At 61.3% G+C, this 21,854-nt stretch carries 17 protein-coding genes; 12 read left to right on the top strand and 5 right to left on the bottom strand.

What is annotated here, in order from left to right; translation table 11 throughout:
- Positions 1–10: 10 nt before the first annotated feature.
- Entirely contained in the window at positions 11–325 is a 315-nt protein-coding gene (locus tag LPJGGPFB_RS29230) for a restriction endonuclease (protein WP_234903118.1), read from the bottom strand.
- 438 nt (positions 326–763) lie between these two features.
- On the opposite strand from LPJGGPFB_RS29230, the gene LPJGGPFB_RS29225 reads away from it, so the two are divergent.
- Positions 764–2,524: an ATP-binding protein gene (locus tag LPJGGPFB_RS29225; protein WP_173423423.1), complete on the top strand. Its 1,761-nt coding sequence runs from the start codon at positions 764–766 to the stop codon at positions 2,522–2,524.
- Between the two features lie 446 nt (positions 2,525–2,970).
- Complete coding sequence (locus LPJGGPFB_RS29220; RefSeq protein WP_173423422.1) at positions 2,971–3,900, top strand: aldo/keto reductase; 930 nt, start codon at positions 2,971–2,973, stop codon at positions 3,898–3,900.
- A 183-nt stretch (positions 3,901–4,083) separates the two neighbouring features.
- Here the strand turns inward: LPJGGPFB_RS29220 and LPJGGPFB_RS29215 are convergent, their stop codons facing one another.
- Positions 4,084–6,645, bottom strand: coding sequence for a GcvT family protein (locus tag LPJGGPFB_RS29215; RefSeq protein WP_173423421.1), 2,562 nt, complete (start codon positions 6,643–6,645; stop codon positions 4,084–4,086).
- A 623-nt stretch (positions 6,646–7,268) separates the two neighbouring features.
- On the opposite strand from LPJGGPFB_RS29215, the gene LPJGGPFB_RS29210 reads away from it, so the two are divergent.
- The 5 genes from LPJGGPFB_RS29210 (at position 7,269) to LPJGGPFB_RS29190 (ending at position 13,098) form a co-directional block, all read left to right on the top strand.
- Complete coding sequence (locus LPJGGPFB_RS29210) at positions 7,269–8,198, top strand: ABC transporter permease (protein WP_234903139.1); 930 nt, start codon at positions 7,269–7,271, stop codon at positions 8,196–8,198.
- 79 nt (positions 8,199–8,277) lie between these two features.
- Positions 8,278–9,279: a substrate-binding domain-containing protein gene (locus tag LPJGGPFB_RS29205; protein ID WP_173423419.1), complete on the top strand. Its 1,002-nt coding sequence runs from the start codon at positions 8,278–8,280 to the stop codon at positions 9,277–9,279.
- 200 nt (positions 9,280–9,479) lie between these two features.
- Positions 9,480–11,066, top strand: coding sequence for a sugar ABC transporter ATP-binding protein (locus tag LPJGGPFB_RS29200; RefSeq protein ID WP_173423418.1), 1,587 nt, complete (start codon positions 9,480–9,482; stop codon positions 11,064–11,066).
- Complete coding sequence (locus tag LPJGGPFB_RS29195; RefSeq protein WP_173423417.1) at positions 11,063–12,097, top strand: ABC transporter permease; 1,035 nt, start codon at positions 11,063–11,065, stop codon at positions 12,095–12,097. The genes LPJGGPFB_RS29200 and LPJGGPFB_RS29195 overlap by 4 nt, the downstream gene beginning before the upstream one ends.
- Positions 12,098–12,150: 53 nt before the next feature.
- Positions 12,151–13,098: a carbohydrate kinase family protein gene (locus tag LPJGGPFB_RS29190; RefSeq protein ID WP_173423416.1), complete on the top strand. Its 948-nt coding sequence runs from the start codon at positions 12,151–12,153 to the stop codon at positions 13,096–13,098.
- Positions 13,099–13,157: 59 nt separating this feature from the next.
- On the opposite strand, the gene LPJGGPFB_RS29185 is transcribed toward LPJGGPFB_RS29190, so the two are convergent.
- Positions 13,158–14,138 (bottom strand): sugar-binding transcriptional regulator, encoded by a 981-nt coding sequence (locus tag LPJGGPFB_RS29185; RefSeq protein WP_234903117.1) that lies wholly within the window; start codon positions 14,136–14,138, stop codon positions 13,158–13,160.
- 462 nt (positions 14,139–14,600) lie between these two features.
- On the opposite strand from LPJGGPFB_RS29185, the gene LPJGGPFB_RS29180 reads away from it, so the two are divergent.
- From LPJGGPFB_RS29180 to LPJGGPFB_RS29170, 3 genes are all read left to right on the top strand, one after another.
- A complete protein-coding gene (locus LPJGGPFB_RS29180) occupies positions 14,601–16,649 on the top strand; it encodes a bifunctional aldolase/short-chain dehydrogenase (RefSeq protein WP_173423415.1) in 2,049 nt (682 codons plus the stop codon).
- Between the two features lie 300 nt (positions 16,650–16,949).
- Positions 16,950–17,096: a DUF1127 domain-containing protein gene (locus LPJGGPFB_RS29175; RefSeq protein ID WP_173423414.1), complete on the top strand. Its 147-nt coding sequence runs from the start codon at positions 16,950–16,952 to the stop codon at positions 17,094–17,096.
- A gap of 251 nt (positions 17,097–17,347) precedes the next feature.
- Positions 17,348–18,250: a methylenetetrahydrofolate reductase gene (locus LPJGGPFB_RS29170; protein ID WP_173423413.1), complete on the top strand. Its 903-nt coding sequence runs from the start codon at positions 17,348–17,350 to the stop codon at positions 18,248–18,250.
- A 16-nt stretch (positions 18,251–18,266) separates the two neighbouring features.
- Here LPJGGPFB_RS29170 and LPJGGPFB_RS29165 read toward each other — a convergent pair whose 3' ends face one another.
- Positions 18,267–18,740, bottom strand: coding sequence for a Rid family hydrolase (locus LPJGGPFB_RS29165; protein WP_210264627.1), 474 nt, complete (start codon positions 18,738–18,740; stop codon positions 18,267–18,269).
- Between the two features lie 47 nt (positions 18,741–18,787).
- A complete protein-coding gene (locus LPJGGPFB_RS29160; protein ID WP_173423411.1) occupies positions 18,788–19,381 on the bottom strand; it encodes a TetR/AcrR family transcriptional regulator in 594 nt (197 codons plus the stop codon).
- Positions 19,382–19,615: 234 nt separating this feature from the next.
- On the opposite strand from LPJGGPFB_RS29160, the gene LPJGGPFB_RS29155 reads away from it, so the two are divergent.
- Together LPJGGPFB_RS29155 and LPJGGPFB_RS29150 are read left to right on the top strand one after the other, a co-directional pair.
- Positions 19,616–20,332 carry a lysoplasmalogenase gene (locus LPJGGPFB_RS29155; RefSeq protein ID WP_173423410.1) on the top strand — a complete coding sequence of 239 codons (717 nt, stop codon included), beginning with the start codon at positions 19,616–19,618 and terminating at the stop codon, positions 20,330–20,332.
- Positions 20,316–21,746, top strand: coding sequence for a coniferyl aldehyde dehydrogenase (locus LPJGGPFB_RS29150; RefSeq protein WP_173423409.1), 1,431 nt, complete (start codon positions 20,316–20,318; stop codon positions 21,744–21,746). The genes LPJGGPFB_RS29155 and LPJGGPFB_RS29150 overlap by 17 nt, the downstream gene beginning before the upstream one ends.
- Positions 21,747–21,854 lie beyond the last annotated feature (108 nt).

The raw sequence follows: 21,854 nt of genomic DNA, 5'->3' as shown, positions 1-21,854 counted from the left end.
TTCCTCCCGGTCACCGAGAAAAGAGATCGCGGACGCGAACAAAGGCGGAGCCGGTTTCCGCAGCCCGGCGAACCTTGAGTTCGAGAACGTGTGTGAGCGGCAAATCTCGCTCCAGCATCTCGTAGAGGTCGAGACCGTCCATGCAGATGACGCGGTTGCCGCGTCCGAAGGCCACAAGGCCGTCATCGGTGAATCCGCTGTTGCTGACGAAAAGGCCGCGCGTCCAAGCCGCCTTCTGCTCGATCTTGCCGTGGAAGGTGTGCAGCTCGGCGACCCCGATTGGCTGTCCGTGCCACTTGGCCTTGAACGAAGTCGACGAGGTCATCAACGAGACGCAAATCTATGGATCGTATCGAGCTAATGTTAGTCTTGCCCTACTACAGCGTGTTTTCGAATCGATAAGCAACCACTTCGTCAAAGAAATCTAGCTAGCGTATCTCGTTTTATCTACTTGAACTTCGGCTTCCGTTGTCTGATCGGGCGTTTTAGATCTCGTGATCGACAGCAATCCATAAGTCTGCGATCTGGACAAAGATAAGATCAGCACCGTCGTAACAGGTCAGGAGGTGCGGACAGGCGCCATGGTCGTCCAGCAGAAACAGGATGCCGAGTCCAGTTTCAGATAACGGTCGACGTCAGGGCCAATTTACTTGCGTGGCTTTAGTCGCGTCGCGTTGTTTCCTGTGGGGCGTATCGACGAAGGTATCAGAGACTTATTTCTTCTGCTACCTCTGGTTTACGTACGGGTTGAGGAACGCGTTTTATGGATGACGTGCATTTTTCGGTTAACACACGACTGACAAGACTGCTGGGTGAAGCCTATCGATCGAGCGAAGCAGCCTTGAAGGAGCTGGTCGACAACGCATGGGACGCTGACGCCAAAAATGTCTGGATCACATTGCCGACGCCTTTGTCGTCTGATCCGATTATCGTCTGCGACGACGGCTCGGGAATGACATCTCTGGAAATGAGGAACGAATACTTGAACATCGCCAGCGATAAGCGGGCACGCACAGGCGAACGGACCCCTCTACTCAAGCGGAAGGTTAAGGGTCGAAAGGGCATCGGTAAGTTTGCTGGCCTGTCATTGGCAAGCCGGATGGATGTTTCAGCGGTCGCCCGAGGTCGGAAATGCAGCCTGACGATCGACAAACTCGTCCTGGCCGAGAATGAGAATGACCTGGAATCTGTGCCTCTACCATTCATCGAGGAGGATGCAGGCGAAGCTCATGTAGGCACGACAATCATCCTGTCCGGTCTTGATAGCCGATTGAATTTCCCTACGCCTGATCGTTTTCGAGAAGTCCTCGTGCACGAATACGGCCGGGAGGATGCCTTCAAGGTATTCGTAAATGAGGCGCAGTTGTCGGTCGACGATGTTCCGGGCGTATTAAGGGAAGTCGAGACGACCCTTACAGAGAGCGGCTCAGTTCGATTGAGGTTTACGATTGCAGACGGCAAGAAAGCACCAAAATTACCTGGTATAGTGCTGAAGGTGGACGGGAAGGTCGTCGGGAAGCCGATGATGTTCGGCCTAGATGACGACGAGGAAATTCCCTTCAAGCTTTCGAAACGAGTCTACGGAGAGGTGGAGCTCGAGGGTAACGACCATTTCGTAACTGCCGATTGGGGCGGGGTGGTCGAGAACAGCAAGGCGTTCCAAGAAATCCAATCCTACGTGAAATCGATCGTCAAAGAAGGGCTTAGGGAGAGCCACTCTCGCGATATGAGCCTTCAGCTAGCTCGATTGAAGAAGCAGTTGGACGCTAGGCTGAAAGACCTCCCAGAACACCGCCGACGCTACGCTGAGGAAGCCCTCCACCGGATCCTGCAGCGATTCTATCGGGAAAGCGAAGACCGCATTGCGACGATAGCAGAGGTCGCGCTCGACGCCATGGAGCATGACGCCTACTGGGCCGTCTTCGAGCGGATAAATGCCACCGACCGGACAGATGTCAGTTCCTTTGCAGCGGCGCTCGAAGATTTTGGTATGGTTGAGCTCTCTGGGATCGCTGCTCAAGCGACCAGACGGATGAGATTTCTGGACTACCTCCAGGAGCTTATCGACAACGAAGCGACCCTCGAAAAAGACGTCCATAAGGCCTTCGAGACGAATTTGTGGCTTCTTGGCCGCCAATACGCTCTGATGTCATCGAACATCACACTGAAACGGGTCATCGCGAACTATAGTGATAAGAAATTTACGGGCGAGCGGGCCTCGAAACGGCCTGATCTTCTGTTGTCGCAGGATCTTGCTGACAGCTATCTGCTCATTGAGTTTAAGCGCCCCAACCATCCGATTTCTCGGGAAGACATCGCTCAAGCTGAGCAATATCGTGATGACCTGTCAGGGACCATCACTTCAAGCAGCCCGTTGAGGATCTTGATGATCGGCAAGGGTTCCGCAGCCTCTATGGACAAGAGATACGGGACTGACATGACGACCGTCAATTCCTACGCGAGCTTACTCTCGTCCGCTCGCACGGAACTTGACTGGCTGGTTTCATCGCTAACCCGTCCGTAGATCGCCCGTTCGTTGAAGGTTTGGACGGTCATCGGGCCCATTTCCGCGAATTCTGCTTCGCCCCAAGCAGCTTCGCATTAGAATATACAAGTCTCGGTGTGCTCAGGCCCCCGCAACCAAATCAAACAAAAGCCCGCTAGGTGAAAACCGGCGGGCTTTTGGCGTTCTGAGCTCTAATCGGCCCGCAGCCACGCAAAATCACAGCACAAATTACGCCCAGTGCTTCCGAAAGGTCCGGAGACCGAAAGACGAGCCGCGGTCAAGGCGATTGGCGAGTGCATCACGGAAAAGACAAACCTGTTGCCGCGCATTTCCATCGCCGGCATTTGCCTTGCTCCTCCATGCTGCTACAGCTTGCCGCTCCGACAGCAGGTTCCAGCGGTAGTCGGTCGTGCCGGTGCCAGGCTACCCTTCCGCAACGATATTGACAGAGTGAGTGACCCCCGATGCAGAAATTCAAACTGGGAACGACCGATTTGGCTGTTTCGTCCGCAGTCCTGGGCCTGATGCGTATCGCCGATCTGAGCGACGACGCCATTCGTCAGCTGTTCAGTAGGGCGCGTGATGTCGGCATCAACGTCTTCGACCACGCCGATATCTACGGTGGCGAAGCGCATGAGTGCGAGCGTCGCTTTGGTGCAGCCCTACGGCTGAGCGCGAGCGAGCGGGGCGCGATCGTGATACAGAGCAAGTGCGGCATTCGTCCGGGCTTTTTTGATTTCTCCAAGGAACATATCCTCCGGGCCGTCGACCGTTCTCTTGCAGCCCTGAAAACCGACTATCTGGATCTCCTTCTGCTGCATCGGCCGGATACACTGGTGGAGCCGGAGGAAGTCGCCGAGGCTTTCAACCATCTGCACGCTTCAGGCAAGGTGCGGCATTTCGGTGTATCGAACCACACACCGCTGCAGATCGACCTTCTGAAGACCGCCGTGAACCAGCCGCTTGTCGCCAATCAAATCCAGCTCAGTATCGCGCATGCCCCCTCCATCGCCTTCGGTCTTGCTGCGAATATGGCCGGTTTGGAGCAGTCGATCGACCGCGACGGAGAGGTCATTGCCTACTCCCGCATCAATCGGATGACCCTCCAAGCTTGGTCGCCGTTCCAGCAGGGCTTCTTCGGGGGCGTATTCGTTGGTGATGAGAAGAATTTTCCGGAACTCAATCGCGTGCTGATCGAGCTTGCAAGCAAATACGGGGTATCGCCGTCGGCCATCGCCTATGCCTGGATCGCCCGGCATCCCGCAAAGATCCAAGTGGTCTTGGGCACGACCAGCCCGGAGCGTCTCGGCGACATCGCGCCCGGTGCGGACATCACCTTGTCGCGCGAGGACTGGTACCACCTTTTCAGGGCGGCGGGGCATGTGCTCCCGTAGGAACGGCTCCGGTTCGGATCCAGGCACTGCCGCCGCGCGTGCGCCGGTTGGGCCTCATCGTTCGTCAGCTACGCTGACTCTCTCGCAGGTCGGGCGGTGACCTTGGAAATAGATAAAGGCCCGCTCGGATGTGAGCGAGCCTTTGTCTTGCGGTGTATGCGCGCATGTCTCTTCAGCGCAAGATCAGCTCCGCGGCTTCAGGTTCTCCGGGTCGTAGAGCGGCTTGTAGCCGACGCTGGCAACTTCGACGGGGTAGCTCTCGGCGAAATATTCGACGTTCAGCTTGCGGCCGACCTGGCAGTGGGACCAAGGCAGATAGGCAAGCGCGATGTTCTTGCCGATCGTGGGCCCGAAGGCGATCGAAGTGGTGTAGGAGCGGCGGCCGAGTTCGTCGACCAGCACCGCGCCGGTTTCCGGGTCCATGACGGGCAGGCTACCGACCGGGTAGCGCTTCACGCCATTCTTGTCGGTGTTCTCCGTGAGAATGAGCGTGCACAGCATGGCCGGCTGGTGCTCGCGGGCCTTGTATTCGAGGTGCTTGGCCTTGCCGCGGAAATCCACGTCCTTCACCTTCGGGCGAGCCAGATCCGCCTCGATGAGGTTGTACTGGGTGAGAAGATCGGCATTCTGCAGGCGCAGGCTCTTTTCCATGCGGCGCGAGTTTGCATAGGTTTCGACGCCGAAGGCCATGACGCCGGTTGAGCGCAGTGCGTCCCAGACGGCGAGACCGTCCTCATATTTCATGTGCAGTTCCCAGCCCTGCTCGCCGACATAGGAGATGCGGAAGGCGGTCACGGGTTTGCCGGCGATTTCAATCGGCTTGATTGCCGCAAAGGCGAAGTTTTCGAGGTCAAGGCCCGAGGGCTCGGCAACCACCTTCTTCAGGGTTTCGCGGGCGTTGGGACCCCAGATGCCGATGGTGATGAACTTTTCCGAGACGTCGGTGATGGTGACATCGAGGCCGCGGTCTTCGGCGACGCGGCGCATGTACTGGAAGTCGCGCGGACCGGCATCGGCGCCGTTCACGAGACGGCAGCGGTCTTCCATGCGGAAGACGGTGAAGTCGGCGCGCACCATGCCCTCGTCATCGAGGAAGTGGGTGTAGATGCCCTTGCCGATATTGCCGTCGCCGCCGATCTTGGCGGCGCACAGCCACTCGAGCAGCGCGACATGGTCGGGCCCTGAGATGTCGACCATGTGGAAGTGCGAGAGGTTGACGATGCCGCAATCCTCGCTCATCGCCAGATGTTCGGCGTTGGACACGCGCCAGAAATGGCGGCTGTCCCATTCGTTCTCGCGCACGGGAACGCGGTCGCCGTATTTTTCGAGCAGATGTTCGTTGGCGGCGTAGCCGTGTGCGCGCTCCCAACCGCCCAGTTCCATGAAGTAGCCGCCAAGTTCCTTCTCGCGCTCATGGAAGGGCGAGCGCTTGACGTTGCGACCGGTCCCATAGGGTTCGCGCGTGTGCACAGCCGGATAGTAGATCTTCTGCGCCGCCTCGAAGCAGCGGCCCTCGATGAACTTTTCCTCGAGCTGGTGCGGATAGAAGCGCGAATAGTCGATCGAGTTATGGTCGATCTCGGTGCGCCCGTCCGTCATCCAGTCGGCGATCAGCTTGCCGTAGCCGGGGCCGTCCTTCACCCAGATGGCGACGCAGTACCAGAGGCCGCGCACTTTCTGGCTCTCGCCGCAGGACGGGCCGCCGGCGGCCGAGACCTGCAAGAGGCCGTTGAAGGAATGGCCTTCATTGTAGCCGAGTTCGCCGAGGATCGGTGTGAGTTCCATGGCGCGCTCGAGCGGCTCGATGATCTGTTCCATATCGAGGTCGCGCTGCGAGGGCGACAGGCGCGCCTCGTGCTTTTCAAGAATGTTGCGGGGATGGCAGAGACGCGGGTTGGTGGTCTCGTAATAGCCCCACTCGATCTGGCCGCCTTCGGTGGTCTTCGGATCGCCGGTGTCGCGCATGTAAGCGGAGTTGCCCTGGTCGCGCAAAAGCGGAAAGCCGATTTCCTTGCCGGTGCCTTCGAATTCGTTGTACGGGCCGAAGAAGGTGAGCGGATGGTCGACCGGCATGACCGGCAGATCCTCTCCCACCATTTCGGCGATCAGGCGGCCCCAGATGCCGGCGCAGACGACGACATGGTCGGCCATGATCGTGCCGCGATGGGTGACGACGCCCTTGATGCGGCCATTCTCGACGAGAAGCGACGTCGCCGGGGTGTTGCCGAAGATCTGCAGCTTGCCGGATTTCTCGGCCGCATCGACCAGCTTGCCGGCAACCGTCTGCGAGCGCGGAATGACGAGGCCGGCATCCGGGTCGAACATGCCGCCCATGACCTGATCTTCCTCGATCAGCGGGAACATCGCCTTGATTTCAGCCGGTGAGACATAGTGTGCGCGGGTGCCGAAGGCTTTGGCCGAGGAAAGCTTGCGCTTGATTTCTTCCATCCAGACATCGTCGCCGGTGCGTACGACTTCCAGGCCGCCGATGCGGGCGTAGTGCCCCATCTTCTCGAAGAAATCGATCGAATACTGCGTCGTCCAGACCGAAAGATAATCGTGGCTGGTGGTGTAGCAGAAGTCCGACGCGTGCGCCGTCGAGCCGATATCGGTCGGGATGCCGGATTTGTCGATGCCGACGATGTCGTCCCAGCCGCGCTCGATCAGGTGATGCGCGATCGAGGCACCAACGATGCCACCCAGCCCGATGATTACGACCTTCGCCTTTTGCGGAAACTCTGCCATTGATTGCGACCCTGATTGAAACTGAAGCCGGATTTTAGGATTTGCGGCGCTGCGACTAGAGCCTGTCTACGACATAATTATCGTGCTGCACGACCAGAGCCTGCACGCTGCAAACAGGATTTCTCTATCACCCGCCAGTCGGCGACAAGGGCGCATCTCTTCGCGTGCAGGGTTTTCCTCGTCGGCAGCCGTGACGCAGCACTGCCGCCGGACGGATCGCCCAGGTTGTCGGTCGTTCGGCAACGCTTGAAGACTTGCCCTTCGGAAAGGGCCGGGACCGGTTCCAAGTCGGTCCAAACTCCCGCTTCGTTCAGAAATGGCGATATGGAAGCAGTGTTTCTGTTGGGGAAATTCCAAACTTTTCAGGCAAATAGGAAGGTGGCGCCAGATTGCTGTTGACAATACACAACAGTCTTTGGCAAATGTCATCGCCGACCGTGTTGGGTCGGCCGTCGCGGCATCCGAACTCGAAAGAGGTCCCGGGGCGCGGTCACGGAGCGTGCCCTGAAGCGCGCTGGGAGCCGTGGTCGCGCTGGCTTGCGAACGACCACGACGGAGGACGCGCTTTGGAATTTCGGGTTGATCGTCAGTTGGCCTTTTTGGCCGTCGTCAACGTCGCCGTGATGGTGGCGGGCGGCGTTTTGGTCGGTGCCAGCTTCCTCGATATCTACAATCTGCAATCTATGGCCGGCCAGGTCCCCGAGCTCGGCCTTCTGGCACTCGGCGTGATGCTGGCGATGATCTCCGGCAATGGCGGCATCGATCTTTCCGGCATCGCGCTTGCCAACCTGTCGGGTGTCGTCGCCTATCTCGTGTTGCGCGACACGGTTTCGCCTGACGATGCGCCACTCCTGTTCAGCTGGAGCTTTGCCGGCATTGCGCTGCTGGTCGGTCTCGCCGGCGGAATGCTCAACGGCTTCCTGATCGCGCGCGCAGGGCTGACGCCGATCATCGCCACGCTCGGCACGCAGCTGTTCTTTACCGGGCTTGCGATCGCCTTCACCAACGGGTCTGCACTTGGTCTCGGCTACATCGAACCGCTCGATGCCTTCGGCAACACCCCGGTTCTGGGTGTCCCCCTGTGCTTCGCACTCTTCCTGCTGATTGCGCTTATCCTCGGAGGCGTGCTTCGCTACAGTCCGTTCGGTCTGAGGCTGCTGCTGCTCGGCAACAACGCCAAGGCCGCGCGTTATGCCGGAATTGCGGAAAAGCGCATCCTGTTTCTGACCTATACCGCCTGCGGCGTACTCGCCTCGGTCGCCGGCATCGTGATTGCCGCGCGCACCTCCAGCGTGAAGTGGGACTACGGCAATTCCTACGTGCTGATCGCCATCCTCATTGCCGTCATGGCGGGCGTTCGCCCGGAGGGCGGGTATGGTCGGGTGATCTGCGTCGTTCTTTCGGCGACGTCGCTGCAGATCCTGTCGAGCCTGTTCAACTTCATGGACATCTCCAACTTCTTCCGCGACCTCGCCTGGGGCGTGCTGCTGCTCGTCTTTCTCGCGGCATCCGGTTTCGATGCCAAGGCCTGGGCAAAGGCGTTGCGCGGCTGACCTTAAGTTCCAGGGCCGGCGAGACGCCTTCGCACGCCGGCCGATCTGTCAAAATTCGAAGGTTCTTTGGGAGGAATGCATGCTTGCCATTCGTAAATTCGCTGCCTGCGCCGTTGCGCTTGGAGCATTGACTGCAACCACGGCCGCCATTGCCGAGGAAAAGCCCAGCATCGTTACCGTGGTGAAGGTCACCGGCGAAAACTGGTTCACCCGCATGAACGAAGGCGTCGACGCCTATGGCAAGGAAAATCCCGGTGTCGCCACCAGCCAGGTCGGTCCGGGCAAGGCGGATGCCGCCCAGCAGGGTCGTCTGATCGAAGATCTGGTGGCGAAGAAGGTTGCCGCGATCGCCGTCGTGCCGATGGACGCGTCCGCTCTTGAAGGCGTGCTGAAGCGCGCCAGCCAGCGCGGCATCAAGGTGATCACCCATGAAGCCGACAACATGAAGAACACGCTCGTCGACATCGAGGCCTTCGACAACAAGGTGTTTGGTGCGCGCTTCAATGAAAAGATCGCCGAGTGCATGGGCAAGTCCGGCAAGTGGACTTCGTTCGTCGGCTCGCTCGGTAGCCTGACCCACGTGCAGTGGGCCGATGGCGGCTCGGAAAATGCCAAGAAGTACCCGGAGATGGAGCTGGTCTCGGAGAAGAACGAATCCTTCAATGACGCCAACCGCGCCTATGAAAAGGCGCGCGAGATCCTGCGCAAATACCCTGACATCAAGGGCTTCCAGGGCGGTTCGGCGATCGACGTCATCGGCATCGGCCGCGCCGTCGAGGAAGCCGGCCTGCAGGACAAGACCTGCGTGTTCGGCATCGGCCTGCCGAAGGACACCGGCTCCTATCTGGAATCGGGCGCCGTCGACGGAATCAGCTTCTGGGATCCGAAGGATGCCGGCTACGTCATGAACAAGGTCGCCGACATGGTGTTGAAGGGCGAGGAGCTCAAGGACGGCATGGACCTCGGCGTTCCCGGTTACGAGAAGGTCACCGTCAAGAAGGGTGCCGGCGAAGGCGTGATCGTCGTTGGCCAGGCCTGGGTCGACGTCGACAAGTCGAACTACGCTAAGTACCCGTTCTGATCGGGTAGATGATGACGGCGATGCCGGGCTCGATCGTGAGCCCGGCATCGCCAGTCGAATGCCGCTATAGCGCTGCGTGTCAAACCGGATGCGCCAGGGGCGCTATAACGCTTCAAACCTGCTGCCTATCTTCTCGACGGATCGATTGTGATGTGAGGAGACGTTCAGCAGGCCTCGTTCTTTTTGGTCAGGACAGTGCCATGCAGCTCAAGCACGAAGCCGGCGCGCCGCCTCAAGGCGGCGAGATCGCGACAGCCGCAATCCCCTATCTGGAAATTCGCAACATCCAGAAAAGCTTCGGTGGCGTTCGCGCGCTGAAGGGGGTCAGTCTGTCGATCGAACCCGGGCAGATCTATCACCTGATGGGCGAGAACGGTTGCGGCAAGAGCACGCTCATCAAGATCATTTCCGGTGCACAGCCGGCGGACGCCGGCGAACTGCTCATCGACGGCAAGCCCGTCGGCCATCTGACGCCCGTTGCGGCTCTCGCGGCCGGCATCGAGACCGTCTACCAGGACTTTTCGCTGCTGCCCAACCTGTCCGTCGCCGAAAATGTCGGCTTGACGCAGCAATTGGTCGCCGCTTCCGGCAAACTTGCCCGGCGGCTTGATCTCAAACAGATGCGCCAGACGGCGGAACGGGCGCTTGCCGCCGTGAACCTGCCGACGAGCCGCGCCTTTCTGTCGACGCGCACCGATGAATTGCCGATGGCGACGCGCCAGTTGATCGCGATTGCCCGCGCCATCGCGTCTGATGCCCGCCTCGTCATCATGGACGAGCCGACGACGGCGCTGACGAAACACGAGGTCGACAATCTGATCGGCATCGTCACGCGCTTGCGCGCCAAGGGCGTTGCCGTCTTGTTCGTCACGCACAAGCTTGACGAGTGCAAGAAGATCGGCGGCCGCGCAGTCATCATGCGCGACGGCCAGAAGGTCGCCGAATGCGACATCGCCGATCACACCAAGGCCGAACTCGGCTTCTGGATGACCGGCAAGGTGCTGGACGAAGCGCGTTATCGCTCCGCACCGAAGTTTGGCGAGGATCTGCTGTCCGTCGATGCGCTGTCGTTGAAGGGGGCTTTTGCCAACGTTTCCTTCTCCATGCGCGGGGGCGAGATCGTCGGCATCACCGGCCTTCTGGATTCGGGCCGCAATGAACTCGCCAGGGCAATTGCCGGCGTCGCGCCGGCCGATGCGGGGCGCATCCGCCTCGATGGCAAGGATGTGACGCCCCGCAAGCCTGCCGACTCCATCGAGGCCGGTATCGGTTATGTCCCCGAGGATCGGCTTTCGGAAGGCCTTTTTCTGGAGAAGCCGATCGAGGAGAACATCGTCGTGCCGGTGCTCGACCGCCTGCGCGGCGCCTTCGGCATCCTCGACGGTCGTCGCAGCCGCGAACTGGCGAAGCGCTCGGTCGAAGATCTGCAGGTCGTGACACCCGATGTCGCCAACCCGGTGCAGTCACTTTCCGGCGGCAACCAGCAGCGCGTGCTTATCGGCCGTTGGCTGACCATCAACCCAAAGCTTCTGGTGCTGCACGGCCCGACCGTCGGCGTCGATGTCGGATCCAAGGACACGATCTATCGGATCATCCAGCGCCTCGCGGACGAGGGCATGGGCGTCATCATCATCAGCGACGACCTGCTCGAACTGCTGCAGAACTGCGACCGGATCATGGTGATGCGCAAGGGCGAGGTGGTTGAAACCTTCGAGGCCGAGACGCTCAAGGAAGAGGCGCTCTATCGCGCCCTTGTAGAAGAGACGACTGCGAGGACCCCGCAATGACCGACACGACATTCAACGGGGCCGCCCCTGACGGTAACGACAAGGCTTCGCTTGGCTCAGCCTGGCGCTGGCTGCTGCGGCATCCGCCGGTCGTCACCTTCTCACTGATCGTGCTCGTCTGCCTGGTGGTCGGGACGATCAATACGGACTTCTGGCAGGTGTCGAACCTGTTCGACATCCTGCGCGCTTCCGTCGTTCGCGGGCTCTTTGCGCTCGGGGTTCTGGTGGTGCTGGCGTCGGGCGGCATCGACGTTTCCTTCACCGCCATTGCCGCTTTCGTCATGTACACGGTGACGATGCTGGTCACCAACCTGTTGCCGGGACTGCCGATGCCGGTGATCCTGCTGGTGGCGGCCGCGGGCGGCGCCTGTTTCGGGGCGCTGAACGGCCTGCTCGTCCACACGCTGCGCGCGCCGTCGCTGATCGTGACGATCGGAACGCAATATGTCATTCGCAGCTTTCTGCTCACCTTCGTCGGCACCGCTTTGTTCATGAACATTCCGGGCTCGATGGAGGCGTTCGGCAAGCTGGCGCTGTTCACGCACCAGAGCGCCAACGGTTCGATTTCGATTCTGCCGGCCTTCGTGCTGGTGCTGGCCGTCGCTGCCGCGGCGACCTGGTGGATCCTCGAGCGCACTTTGATGGGCCGGGCCGTCTATGCCGTCGGTGGCAATCCCGGCATTGCCGAGCGTCTCGGCTACAACCTGCGCACCGTGCACATCTTCGTCTTTGCCTATGCGGGCCTGCTCGCCGGCATCGCGGGGATCATGCATGTCGCCAGCAACCGGCTTGCCAATCCGTTCGATCTTGCCGGTACCGAGCTCGAGATCATCGCAGCCGTCGTTCTCGGTGGTGCGCGTATTACCGGTGGCTCCGGCAGCGTGATCGGAACGCTGCTCGGCGTGGTGCTGATCACGCTGGTCAGCAACGTTCTCATCCTCGTCGGCATTCCGAGCACCTGGCAGCTTGCCATTATCGGCGTCTTCATCGTTCTCGCCGGCACCGTCTTTTCGCTTCGCGCAAGAGGCTAAGGGCGTTCGGCAATCATCCAGCGGTTACCATTTCAGCAGGGAAGGTTAAGTGCATGGCGCACGACGTATCTGTAATCGGATTGTATATTCTCGATATTCTCGGCCGTCCGGTAGACCGGATCCCGTCCGGCGGCAACGTCGAATTTATCGACGAGATCCGCCTGACCGTAGCCGGCACTGCCGGCGGCACGGTGGTTGACCTTGCCAAGCTCGGGCTGAACTGCCTGGCTGTCGGCGCGGTCGGGGATGACGAGAAGGCGGACTTCGTGCTCGCCACGCTCGACCGTTTCGGCATCGACCGCTCAGAGATGCAGCGCATTGCCGGCGTGCCGACATCCGCGAGCATTCTCAACATCCGCCGCAACGGCGAACGGCCGGCGCTGCACGTGCGCGGGGCCTCGGGCCATTTCGAGATCCCGGCCGATGCGCGCGAGCGGGTGCTGGCGCCGCCGATCGTCCATCTTGGCGGTACGGGGCTGCTCGATCGCCTCGACGGCGAACCGAGCCGCGTTCTGCTGGAGGAAGCCAAGCGCTCCGGTCGGACGACGACGTTCGATCTGCTGGGCGCCAACGACAACACGCTGTCGCTGATCCGACCGCTCTTCCCCTTTATCGATTACTTCATGCCTTCGGTCGAAGAAGCCATGCTGATTTCCGGCCAGAAGACCGCCGAAGATGCCGGCCGCTTCTTTGCCGATCTCGGCGTCAAGCACTGCATCTTCACGCTCGGCGGCGACGGCGTCTGCTTCCTCGATGCCGATGGCAAGAGCCTGCGCCTGCCGGCTTTCGAAATCGACGTGGTCGACACCACCGGCTGCGGCGATGCCTTCAATGCCGGCTTCATCGCCGGGCTGCATCACCGCATGGAGACGGAGACCGCCTTGAAGTTTGCTCAGGCGTCGGCCGCACTCGTGGCGACCGGCCTCGGATCGGATGCCGGCATCACCTCGTTCGAGGCGACCTGGGACTTCATGAACAATGCCCGCGTGAAGGCCAGCTGACGCCGGGTCCCGCAGAAAAGACCGTCCGCTGCCCGATCCGATATCGGGCGGCGAGACTGCTACTGCAGCAGCAACTCCGCCGTGGCGATGTCGGTGACAAGGTGCGTGGCATAACCGCCCTTCAGCGTCGCCCGGATCGCCGTCAGCTTGCTGGCGCCACCGGCAACGCACAGGCGCCGAGGCACCTGGCTCAACTCGTTGAGCTCGATGCCGACCATGCGGTTGTCGAGATCGCCGCGCACCGGCCGTCCTTCGGCGTCGATGAAGCGGCAGATCAGCACTCCGACCGCGCCGCCGGCCTGGTAGGCGTCGATGTCCTCCTGGCCGGTGATGTTGGCCGAGCGGATCAACGTCTCGGGGCCGATGTCGCCGACGCCGAAGAGGATGATGTTCGAGGAGTGGATGAGCTCGAACTGCTTGACCAGGACCTGTTCGGCCAGAAGTGCCTGTTTCAACTCGGGTGTCGACAGCAGGGCTGGGGCAAGTAGGTTAATGCAGCGGGCATGGATGCGGCGCGACATCAGCGAGGTGCAGAATTCAGGCGCGAAGTCCGGGTTGGCAATCGAGCTTCCGGAGACCTGCACGACCGTCAATCCCTCCACCGGCTCGGGCAGCGAGATGCTGTCGGCAACCGCCAGCACCGTGCGCCCCCAAGCAACGCCGATCGTGTCGCCCGGCTGCACCATATCGGCAAGCAGGCGCGCTCCGGCTTCACCGAGACGCTGCACCAGGTCGCTGTTGTCGACGGCCGGAATGACCAATGCCCCCTCGAGGCCAAACTTGTCCTTCAGGCGTCGCGCAATGCCGGTGCGGAAGCCGACTTCGGTGTTGAGCCGAATATTGACCAGCCCGCGCTCGCGGGCCTCCTGAAGGTAGTTGACGATCGTGGCCCGGGACACGCCGAGCATCTTGGCGATCTCGCTCTGGGTGAGCTGGTCGACATAATAGAGCCAGGCGGCCCAGACGACGCCATCGTCGAACTCCGCGGGCAGCGCTATGCCTTCGCCCACTCCCCGGTTCGCCCGCGTGCTATCCATCATCGTCTGCTCCCCTGGATTGTCATGGCTTCTCCTGAAGCGGAAAAAGTGTCCGCCGTCAAACAAATTTGCCATGCTTGTTGACACATGACACTACATGGTGGCAATTGTCTCGGCGAAGGTTTTGGGAGACGCCGAGATGCAATGGACGACTATAGGCGCGTGCAAACGGGTTGGAAACGAACCAGTCGGCCGAGCGCTGCGTCCAGCCATTTTCGCCTCCGCAAACCCGCTGCAACTCACTCGCGACGTCGATTGCGGTTTCGGGTGCACTCAGCCCCGGACCGATGACGCAGCAGCGAGGCTTCGCCTGCAGGCCGCCGGCGGATAGGCCGCCCCGTGTCTTCACGGCGCGTGCAGGACGAACGATCGTCCTGCACGCGATCCGATGGAGGGCCGGCGACAGGACTTGATTTTCAAACCCCATAGGAAACGCTGCCAAGCGCGGGAAGACAGGAGACTTTGATGAAATCCAGATGGTCAGAAGCCGAATTCGCCCGTGTGGTCGACACCTATGTCAACGCCGGCATCAATCGGGATCTCGCGATCCGCACCTACACGACCCGGCTTCTCGGCTCGGACCCGGAACTGGTGCTGCACGGCGGCGGCAACACCTCGGTCAAGACCACGTTTACGGAGATGGATGGGTCCGAGGTCGCCGTTCTGTGCGTCAAGGGCAGCGGCTGGGACATGGGCACGATCGAGCCGGCAGGCCTGCCTGCGGTCAGGCTGGAGCCGCTTCAGGCCATGGTCAAATTCCCTGTCCTCAGCGACGACGACATGGTGATGCTGCAGCGCCGGCTGCTCATCGATCCAGCAGCACCGAACCCTTCGGTCGAAGCGATCCTGCACGCCAACCTGCCGTTCCGGCACATCGACCACACCCATGCCAACGCCATCGTGTCGCTGACAAACCAACCGCATGGCGAGGATCTGGTGCGCGAACTGTTCCCGGACTCCATCATCGTCCCCTACGTCATGCCGGGCTTCGATCTTGCCAAGGCCTGCGACGCGGCGTTTCGCGCCAATCCGGGTGCCGACGGCATGATCCTGCTGAAGCACGGCATCTTCACCTGGTCGGAAGATCCGCGCGAATCCTATGAAAAGATGATCGCGGCCATCGACAAGGCCGAGCGTCGCATTGCCCGCGGCAACCCGCGTCCGTTCAAAACCGTCGAACAGGCGGCTTCGCTGGCAACGGCTGCCGAGATCGCGCCGGTTCTGCGCGGCGCCATCGCGATCGACAGCGGCATTGAAGGCTGCCCGCGCCGCTTCGTGCTCGAGCACCGCTCAGGTCCGGAGGTTCTCGATTTCTGCAATGCAGAGAATGTTGCCGATCTGGCCCATCGCGGCAACGCCACCCCCGAGCATGTCATCCACATCAAGCGCTTTGGCGTGGCGCTGCCGGCTCCGATTGCCGGCGACATGACGGCCTGGGCCGAAAAGGTGCGCGCCGCCGTCGCCGCCTACAATGACGAGTATCGCGCCTATTTCGAGCGCAACAACGCCCGCGTCGGCGGCATCAAGCGCATGCTCGATCCGATGCCGCGGGTCTTTTACGTCGCCGGCGTCGGCCTGTTTGCCGCCGGGCCGTCGAAGAAGGCTGCTCGTGTCGGCGCCGATGTTGCCGAGGCGACGATCGCCGTGATCCGTAATGCCGAAGGCATCGAGAGCTTCGAGGCGCTGTCGGAAGAAGACCTCTTCGACATCGAATACTGGTCGCTGGAGCAGGTGAAGCTGACGAAGCAGGCTGAAAAACCGCTGAGCCGGCAGGTTGCCGTGATCACTGGTGGTGCCGGTGGCCTCGGACTGGCGATTGCCGAGGCGCTCCACGCCGAGGGCGCCGAGATCGCCCTGCTCGATCTTGCGGAGGATGCCTTGAAGAAGGAATCCGCTCGCCTTGGCGGCATCGGTCTCGTCTGCGATGTGACCAAGCCGGAGGCGGTCGACGCCGCCCTTGCCGACGTGGCGAGGCATTTCGGCGGTGTCGATATCGTCATCTCGAACGCCGGTGCCGCCTTCCAGGGCGCGCTGCTGGATGTGTCGGAGGAGGTCTTCCAGAAGGCCTTCGCGCTCAATTTCTGGGGGCATCATTATATCGCCCGCAGCGCCGTCAGGATCATGAAGGCCCAGAAGACCGGCGGCGCGCTGGTGTTCAATGTCTCGAAGCAGGCGGTCAATCCCGGTCCCGACTTCGGTCCCTACGGAACGTCGAAAGCGGCGCTGATGGCGCTGATGCGCCAGTACGCCGTCGAACACGGTGCCGACGGCATCACCTCGAACGCGGTCAATGCGGACCGTATCCGTACCGGCCTGATGACTGACCAGATGATCGAGGAGCGCAGCCAGGCCCGCGGCATTTCGCCGGAGAGCTACATGCGCGGCAACCTAGTCAAGCGTGAAGTCACGGCCCGGGATGTTGCGGCCGCCTTCGTCCACCTCGCCAAGGCGCGCACCAGCACCGGTGCGGTCCTCACGGTCGACGGCGGCAATGTCGGCGCGATGATGCGCTGAGTTTCAGGCATCGGACATTCGACCAAGCATGACAGCACCCAGCCCGGTAGGTCCAACCTTCCCGGGCTGGGCAAAACTGCTCTCAAAGGGCGGTTGATCACCGTGGTCGTTCTCTCTGACACAGCTTTTCGACCGCCGCAGTGCCCTGGGGAACAACGATCCATGCACGGCATGCAGGGGTGGGCTGAGGTCTTGGCGCTACTGCTCGCGGGGGTGATCGCCTATATTCCTCTCATCGAAGCGAACGAAGCGCCAAGGACTGGCAGCTGAGCTTGGAAAGCCCAAGGAAAGGGGATCATCATGAACGTAGCACGCTCTTTCAACAACTGGCTCAAGTACCGGCAGACGGTCTCCGAACTGGGCCGCATGTCCTCGCGTGAACTGCGCGACCTCGGCATCGAACGCGCCGACATCCAGAGCATTGCCCGGGGTGCCTACGGCCGCTAATCGCGCCTGAGACAATTGACCAATTCACGAAGCGCCCGCTTGGAAACAAGCGGGCGCTTTTGATTCCGGTTTACAGCTCGATGCATCGCTTGTGCTTTGCCCAGTCTTGCTCTCGGAGCGCGTCGAGCCTGCGACGCTTGGCGCGTCGACGCGGCAGCCGCCCATCGGGTAGATCATCGACGATTGCAGGGAAACGATCGGGGCGTTGCGATAACTCAGCCCATGCGTCGCCGCGCCGGCAAAGGATGCCCATGACTGCGTTTACACGACACGATTCAGAGACTGCGCTGTTTCACAACTATTCGCTGGAGATTACCGGCAAGGATATCGGGCAGATCGAAGCTGCGAGGTCCGCCATTCCCGCCGGAACGCCGATCAACATCGCCTTCCTCGGAAACGAGACCCATGCGCAACGTATCGACGCGGCGGCACGGATCCGACAATGGGGGTTCGAACCCGTCCCGATCATTTCATCCCGGCGGCTGAGATCGGTCGAGGACCGGGACGAACTGCTCGCCGGCCTGATCGTTGCTGCGCGTCCGACGCGTTTCATGTTCGTGGGCGGCGATCCGTCGTCACCCGCCGGTCCTTATGGAGACTCCCTCGATCTGATTGCCGGCGGCATCATCACAGACCACGACATTGTCCATGTCGGGATCGCGGGCTACCCCGAAGGTCACCCGAGGATCGACCGAGCGCGCCTGTGGGAAGCCCTCGAGCTGAAGATCGGGCTCTTGAAAGCCCGTGGCTGCACGGTGGAGATCACGACGCAATTCGGCTTCGACGCGGACGCAATCGTCGATTGGATCGCGCAGGTCAGAAGCAAGGGTATCGATGTACCTATCCGCATCGGCGTGCCTGGACCTGCCGACGTCAGACGTCTGTTGCGGTTCGCCACGCAATTCGGTGTGGTCTCGTCGGCGGCGATCGTCGGGAAGTATGGCTTCTCTCTGGCCAATCTCATCAACAAGGTAGGGCCGGATCGTTTCATGACCCGTCTCGAAGACGGGATGAGGGGGCGCGATCTCGGCAAGGTCAGGCTTCATCTTTACCCCTTCGGCGGCATCGACGAGACGGTTGCCTGGGCGGCTGGCGTCGCTGGCCGGCACATGACCGGAAGCGCACGTGTCCTCGACGAGACCCGATATCCTTGACGGGCCTGGAAGCCCATCAACCGGACGTAGCCAGAGGTGCGAATGCCGTCGCCTTGATCTCGACCAGCCCGCCGTCGGGATTGAGTTCGGCAACGGCAAGTTCGACCGCGGCAGGATAGGGCGCGGCAAAGAACTCGTCTCGCACCGCGGCGATCGCGGCCAGTTGGCCGGCCTTGTCCAGGGCCAGGCGGTCGCTTCCAAACACATGAAACATCTGGAGTTCGATAACGTCCTCGAGGCGCGCGTCACACGCATCGAGCAATCGTGCGATCAGCGTGAAAACGCGGCGCAGTTCGAGACGAAACCTTTCGGCGTCCATCGGTCTGGTGTCGTCGTTTGCGGCGACAATGCCGGAGAGATAGACGAAATCACCGGCGCGGCGGGCGGGCGCGTAGTGAAACTGATCCACATCCGCCTGAAATTCCTCCGGTATTACGACCTTTCCGGTCCGGGTGGGAACAGCGTTGACGGTCGTCTCAAAGGTCTGCATCGTCATCCCTCTCAATTCGTCGTGACTGCCGCAGCGGCAATCTGTCTTCATTGTTGCAGGGCGGTGAGGGACGGGCCGACAAGAGCTTCCAGCTCCGGCCGGCGCGCGCCATCACGCGCCTGCATGGAAATGGCCTGCATGATGGCGCCGTAGTAGCTGGCCAAGGTCGCTATGTCGGTGGTTTGCGGGAGATCGCCGTCCGCTACGCCGCGCTCGAGCCTTGCGCGCACGCGCTCCACGGTTTCTTTCCGCACGCCCTTCAGCAGATAGTAGAGCGGCTCCGTTTCGGCTTGGCAGTTCATGACGCCGAGGATCAGCAGGCAGCCGTTCGATTGCGGAGCGTTGAGCGCGACGTCGATACTGGCGAGAAGCATCGCGCGTATCGCCTGTTGCGCCGTTTCTCCGGTATTGAGCGCGCGCATCGAGCCTGATCCAGCGGTCTCGACGTAGAGGCTGACCGCCTCGCGAAACGCCTGCTCCTTCGAGCCGAATGCGGCGTAGAAGCTCGGCGGCGTGATGCCGATGGCCGCCGTCAGGTCGTTGAGTTGAGCGGCCTCGTACCCTTTTGCCCAAAACACATCCATGATTTTCTGAAGCGCAAGATCGCGGTCGAAACCACGCGGCCGTCCCCGGGTTGCCATGAGCAGTCCTTTCTGTAGTCAGATTTATATAAATCGTCTGACCGCCTGCACAAGGCCGTCCCCGTATTTATGTAGCTGCGATTGCAGAAAAGACCTCGGCCTCCATATTTGTTCAGCTATGGACAATCTTCGGTGCTTGATTACAGTCCTTCGAATGAGCCGGGGAGCAGCAATAGCGGCGGTCTTCACCGGGCGATCGTGGCGGACAAGTCGCGCGAACAACGAGGGGCAGGCATGGAACAAAGCATCACTTTGGGCGCGCGAGACAACGCATGGCTCAACGCACTGTTTATCCTCCTCGCCGTTCTCGCCATTGCCGGCAGCCTGTTGGCCGGTGGCGATCAATCCGGCTGGCGGTGGCTGCACTACCTCACGAAGCCGACGGCGACGCTGCTTTTGCTCGTCGCCGTCCTTCGCAACATCGCCCCTTCGTCTGGCGCCTATGGGAAGGCGATCGTCGTGGGGCTAGCCTTTGCGGCGGCTGGCGATTTCTTTCTGATGTTGCCGGGCGACTATTTTCTTGCCGGCCTCGTCTGTTTTCTCCTGACCCACTGCGCCTATATCTGGGCGCTCAAGCGAGACAGCCGCTTTGCCGCGGACAAGAGGATGTTCGCGCTCTTCACCGTCATCGGCTTTGTCGTCATTGCCGGATTGTGGTCGTCCTTGCCGCCAGGCATGCGCGTTCCCGTCGTGATCTATGCGTTGGCGCTGGCGGCGATGGCAGCACAGGCGATTTCCCGCGATCGGCAGATTGCTATCGGCGCGCCACAGAAATCCGCCGCGCGATCAGCGGCGCTCGGTGGGCTGCTCTTCATGGTCAGCGACACGCTGCTCGCTTACGGTCGGTTCCGCTGGAATATCCCCTATAATGCCGTCTGGGTACTCGGCACCTATTATGCCGCACAATGGCTCTTCGCCCGTTCGACCGAAGGCAATGCGCATGCACGATAGTAATCCGCCTCAGCTACAGCAGAGCTTCGAGCGCTTGCGCTCCGCCTGGCTCGACCAACGTCCATCCTACGAGCAGCGCCGGGACGATCTGAAGCGCCTGCGCCGTCTCTTCCGCGAACGCCTCGACGAGATGTCGACGGCGGTCAGCGCCGATTTCGGCCATCGCTCCGTCCATGAAACGCTGCTTGGTGAGGGCAGCGTCGTGCTTTCGGAGATCGATCACACGCTCGCAAGGCTCAAGGCCTGGATGAAGCCCCAGCGCCGCGCGGCCGGATGGAAGCTGTGGCCGGCAAAGGCGCACGTCCGGTTCGTTCCTCTCGGTGTCGTCGGCGTCATTTCGCCGTGGAACTATCCGGTCAATCTGGCGCTGGCGCCACTGGTCGCGGCGATCGGTGCCGGCAACCATGTGCTGCTCAAGCCGTCGGAGCATACGCCGCGCACGTCGGAGTTCTTGCGCAGGCTGATCGCCGACGTTTTCCCGCAGACGCGGGCGACGGTGGTGCTCGGCGGCGCCGACCTCTCGGCGGCCTTTTCCGCTTTGCCGTTCGACCATCTGTTCTTCACCGGTTCGACCGCCGTTGGTCGCAAGGTGATGGCGGCGGCCGCGCAGAATCTGACCCCGGTCACACTGGAGCTTGGCGGCAAATCCCCTGTGATCGTCGGGGAAAGCGCGGATTTAAGGCGTGCGGCGGACCGTATCGCGACAGGCAAGTTCTTCAACGCCGGCCAAACCTGCATCGCGCCGGACTATGTCCTGATCCACGAAAGCAAACGCGATGCTTTCGTCAGCCTGCTGAGGCAGCAGATCGGTGAGCGCTACGGGGTGGGCAACGGTTATCAGGATTATACCTCGATCATCAACGACGCCCAGCACGACCGTCTCGCCGGCCTTGTAAGCGATGCGCGGGCGCGCGGGCATGCGCTCATTCCGCTTCTGGAAATGAAACAGGCTTCGCCGTCGCGCGTTCGCCTGATGGAGCCCACCGTGGTCCTCGAGCCCACTCAAGATAGCGCGGTCATGCGCGAGGAGATTTTCGGGCCGATCCTGCCGGTGATCAGCTATCGCACCACGGACGAGGCGATCAACCATGTGCTCGGCCGCGATCGGCCGCTGGCGCTCTATTGCTTCAGCGCGGATGCGACCGAGATCGAGGCGATCCTCGCCCGCATCGTCGCGGGCGGCGTCTGTATCAACGACACGCTTTACCAGTTTGCCTGCAACGACATGCCGTTCGGCGGCGTCGGCGCGAGCGGCATGGGCCATTATCACGGTCGGGAAGGGTTCCTGACCTTCTCCAAGTCGATGCCGGTACTGAGGAAATATGATCCCGCACCGAGTGACTTGATCTCGCCGCCCTACAAGGGACTGACGGACAAGCTTGTTCGTTTCATCACGTGGATTCCCGGCCGCTGACGCAGCCTGAGGCCTGTCCGGCAAGTCTGTCGATCGGCCCTGACGGCGACTGTCATGCTAGAATTTCGCCATCGGCGTCGCTCGGACGGTTCTGCCTGGCGACGGTCA

Source organism: Ensifer adhaerens (genome assembly GCF_013283195.1).
Lineage (GTDB): Bacteria > Pseudomonadota > Alphaproteobacteria > Rhizobiales > Rhizobiaceae > Ensifer > Ensifer adhaerens_G.
This window is presented reverse-complemented; position numbering and strand designations above follow the sequence as displayed.

What these genes read in the sequence shown, in the direction of transcription:
- LPJGGPFB_RS29155 (WP_173423410.1), top strand. Translation starts at nt 19,616, where the DNA reads ATGGAACAAAGCATCACTTTGGGCGCGCGAGACAACGCATGGCTCAAC.
- LPJGGPFB_RS29205 (WP_173423419.1), top strand. Translation starts at nt 8,278, where the DNA reads ATGCTTGCCATTCGTAAATTCGCTGCCTGCGCCGTTGCGCTTGGAGCA.
- LPJGGPFB_RS29150 (WP_173423409.1), top strand. Translation starts at nt 20,316, where the DNA reads ATGCGCATGCACGATAGTAATCCGCCTCAGCTACAGCAGAGCTTCGAG.
- LPJGGPFB_RS29185 (WP_234903117.1), bottom strand. Translation starts at nt 14,138, where the DNA reads ATGATGGATAGCACGCGGGCGAACCGGGGAGTGGGCGAAGGCATAGCG.
- LPJGGPFB_RS29190 (WP_173423416.1), top strand. Translation starts at nt 12,151, where the DNA reads ATGGCGCACGACGTATCTGTAATCGGATTGTATATTCTCGATATTCTC.
- LPJGGPFB_RS29160 (WP_173423411.1), bottom strand. Translation starts at nt 19,381, where the DNA reads ATGGCAACCCGGGGACGGCCGCGTGGTTTCGACCGCGATCTTGCGCTT.
- LPJGGPFB_RS29215 (WP_173423421.1), bottom strand. Translation starts at nt 6,645, where the DNA reads ATGGCAGAGTTTCCGCAAAAGGCGAAGGTCGTAATCATCGGGCTGGGT.
- LPJGGPFB_RS29165 (WP_210264627.1), bottom strand. Translation starts at nt 18,740, where the DNA reads ATGCAGACCTTTGAGACGACCGTCAACGCTGTTCCCACCCGGACCGGA.
- LPJGGPFB_RS29225 (WP_173423423.1), top strand. Translation starts at nt 764, where the DNA reads ATGGATGACGTGCATTTTTCGGTTAACACACGACTGACAAGACTGCTG.
- LPJGGPFB_RS29220 (WP_173423422.1), top strand. Translation starts at nt 2,971, where the DNA reads ATGCAGAAATTCAAACTGGGAACGACCGATTTGGCTGTTTCGTCCGCA.
- LPJGGPFB_RS29195 (WP_173423417.1), top strand. Translation starts at nt 11,063, where the DNA reads ATGACCGACACGACATTCAACGGGGCCGCCCCTGACGGTAACGACAAG.
- LPJGGPFB_RS29210 (WP_234903139.1), top strand. Translation starts at nt 7,269, where the DNA reads ATGGTGGCGGGCGGCGTTTTGGTCGGTGCCAGCTTCCTCGATATCTAC.
- LPJGGPFB_RS29170 (WP_173423413.1), top strand. Translation starts at nt 17,348, where the DNA reads ATGACTGCGTTTACACGACACGATTCAGAGACTGCGCTGTTTCACAAC.
- LPJGGPFB_RS29175 (WP_173423414.1), top strand. Translation starts at nt 16,950, where the DNA reads ATGAACGTAGCACGCTCTTTCAACAACTGGCTCAAGTACCGGCAGACG.
- LPJGGPFB_RS29230 (WP_234903118.1), bottom strand. Translation starts at nt 325, where the DNA reads ATGACCTCGTCGACTTCGTTCAAGGCCAAGTGGCACGGACAGCCAATC.
- LPJGGPFB_RS29180 (WP_173423415.1), top strand. Translation starts at nt 14,601, where the DNA reads ATGAAATCCAGATGGTCAGAAGCCGAATTCGCCCGTGTGGTCGACACC.
- LPJGGPFB_RS29200 (WP_173423418.1), top strand. Translation starts at nt 9,480, where the DNA reads ATGCAGCTCAAGCACGAAGCCGGCGCGCCGCCTCAAGGCGGCGAGATC.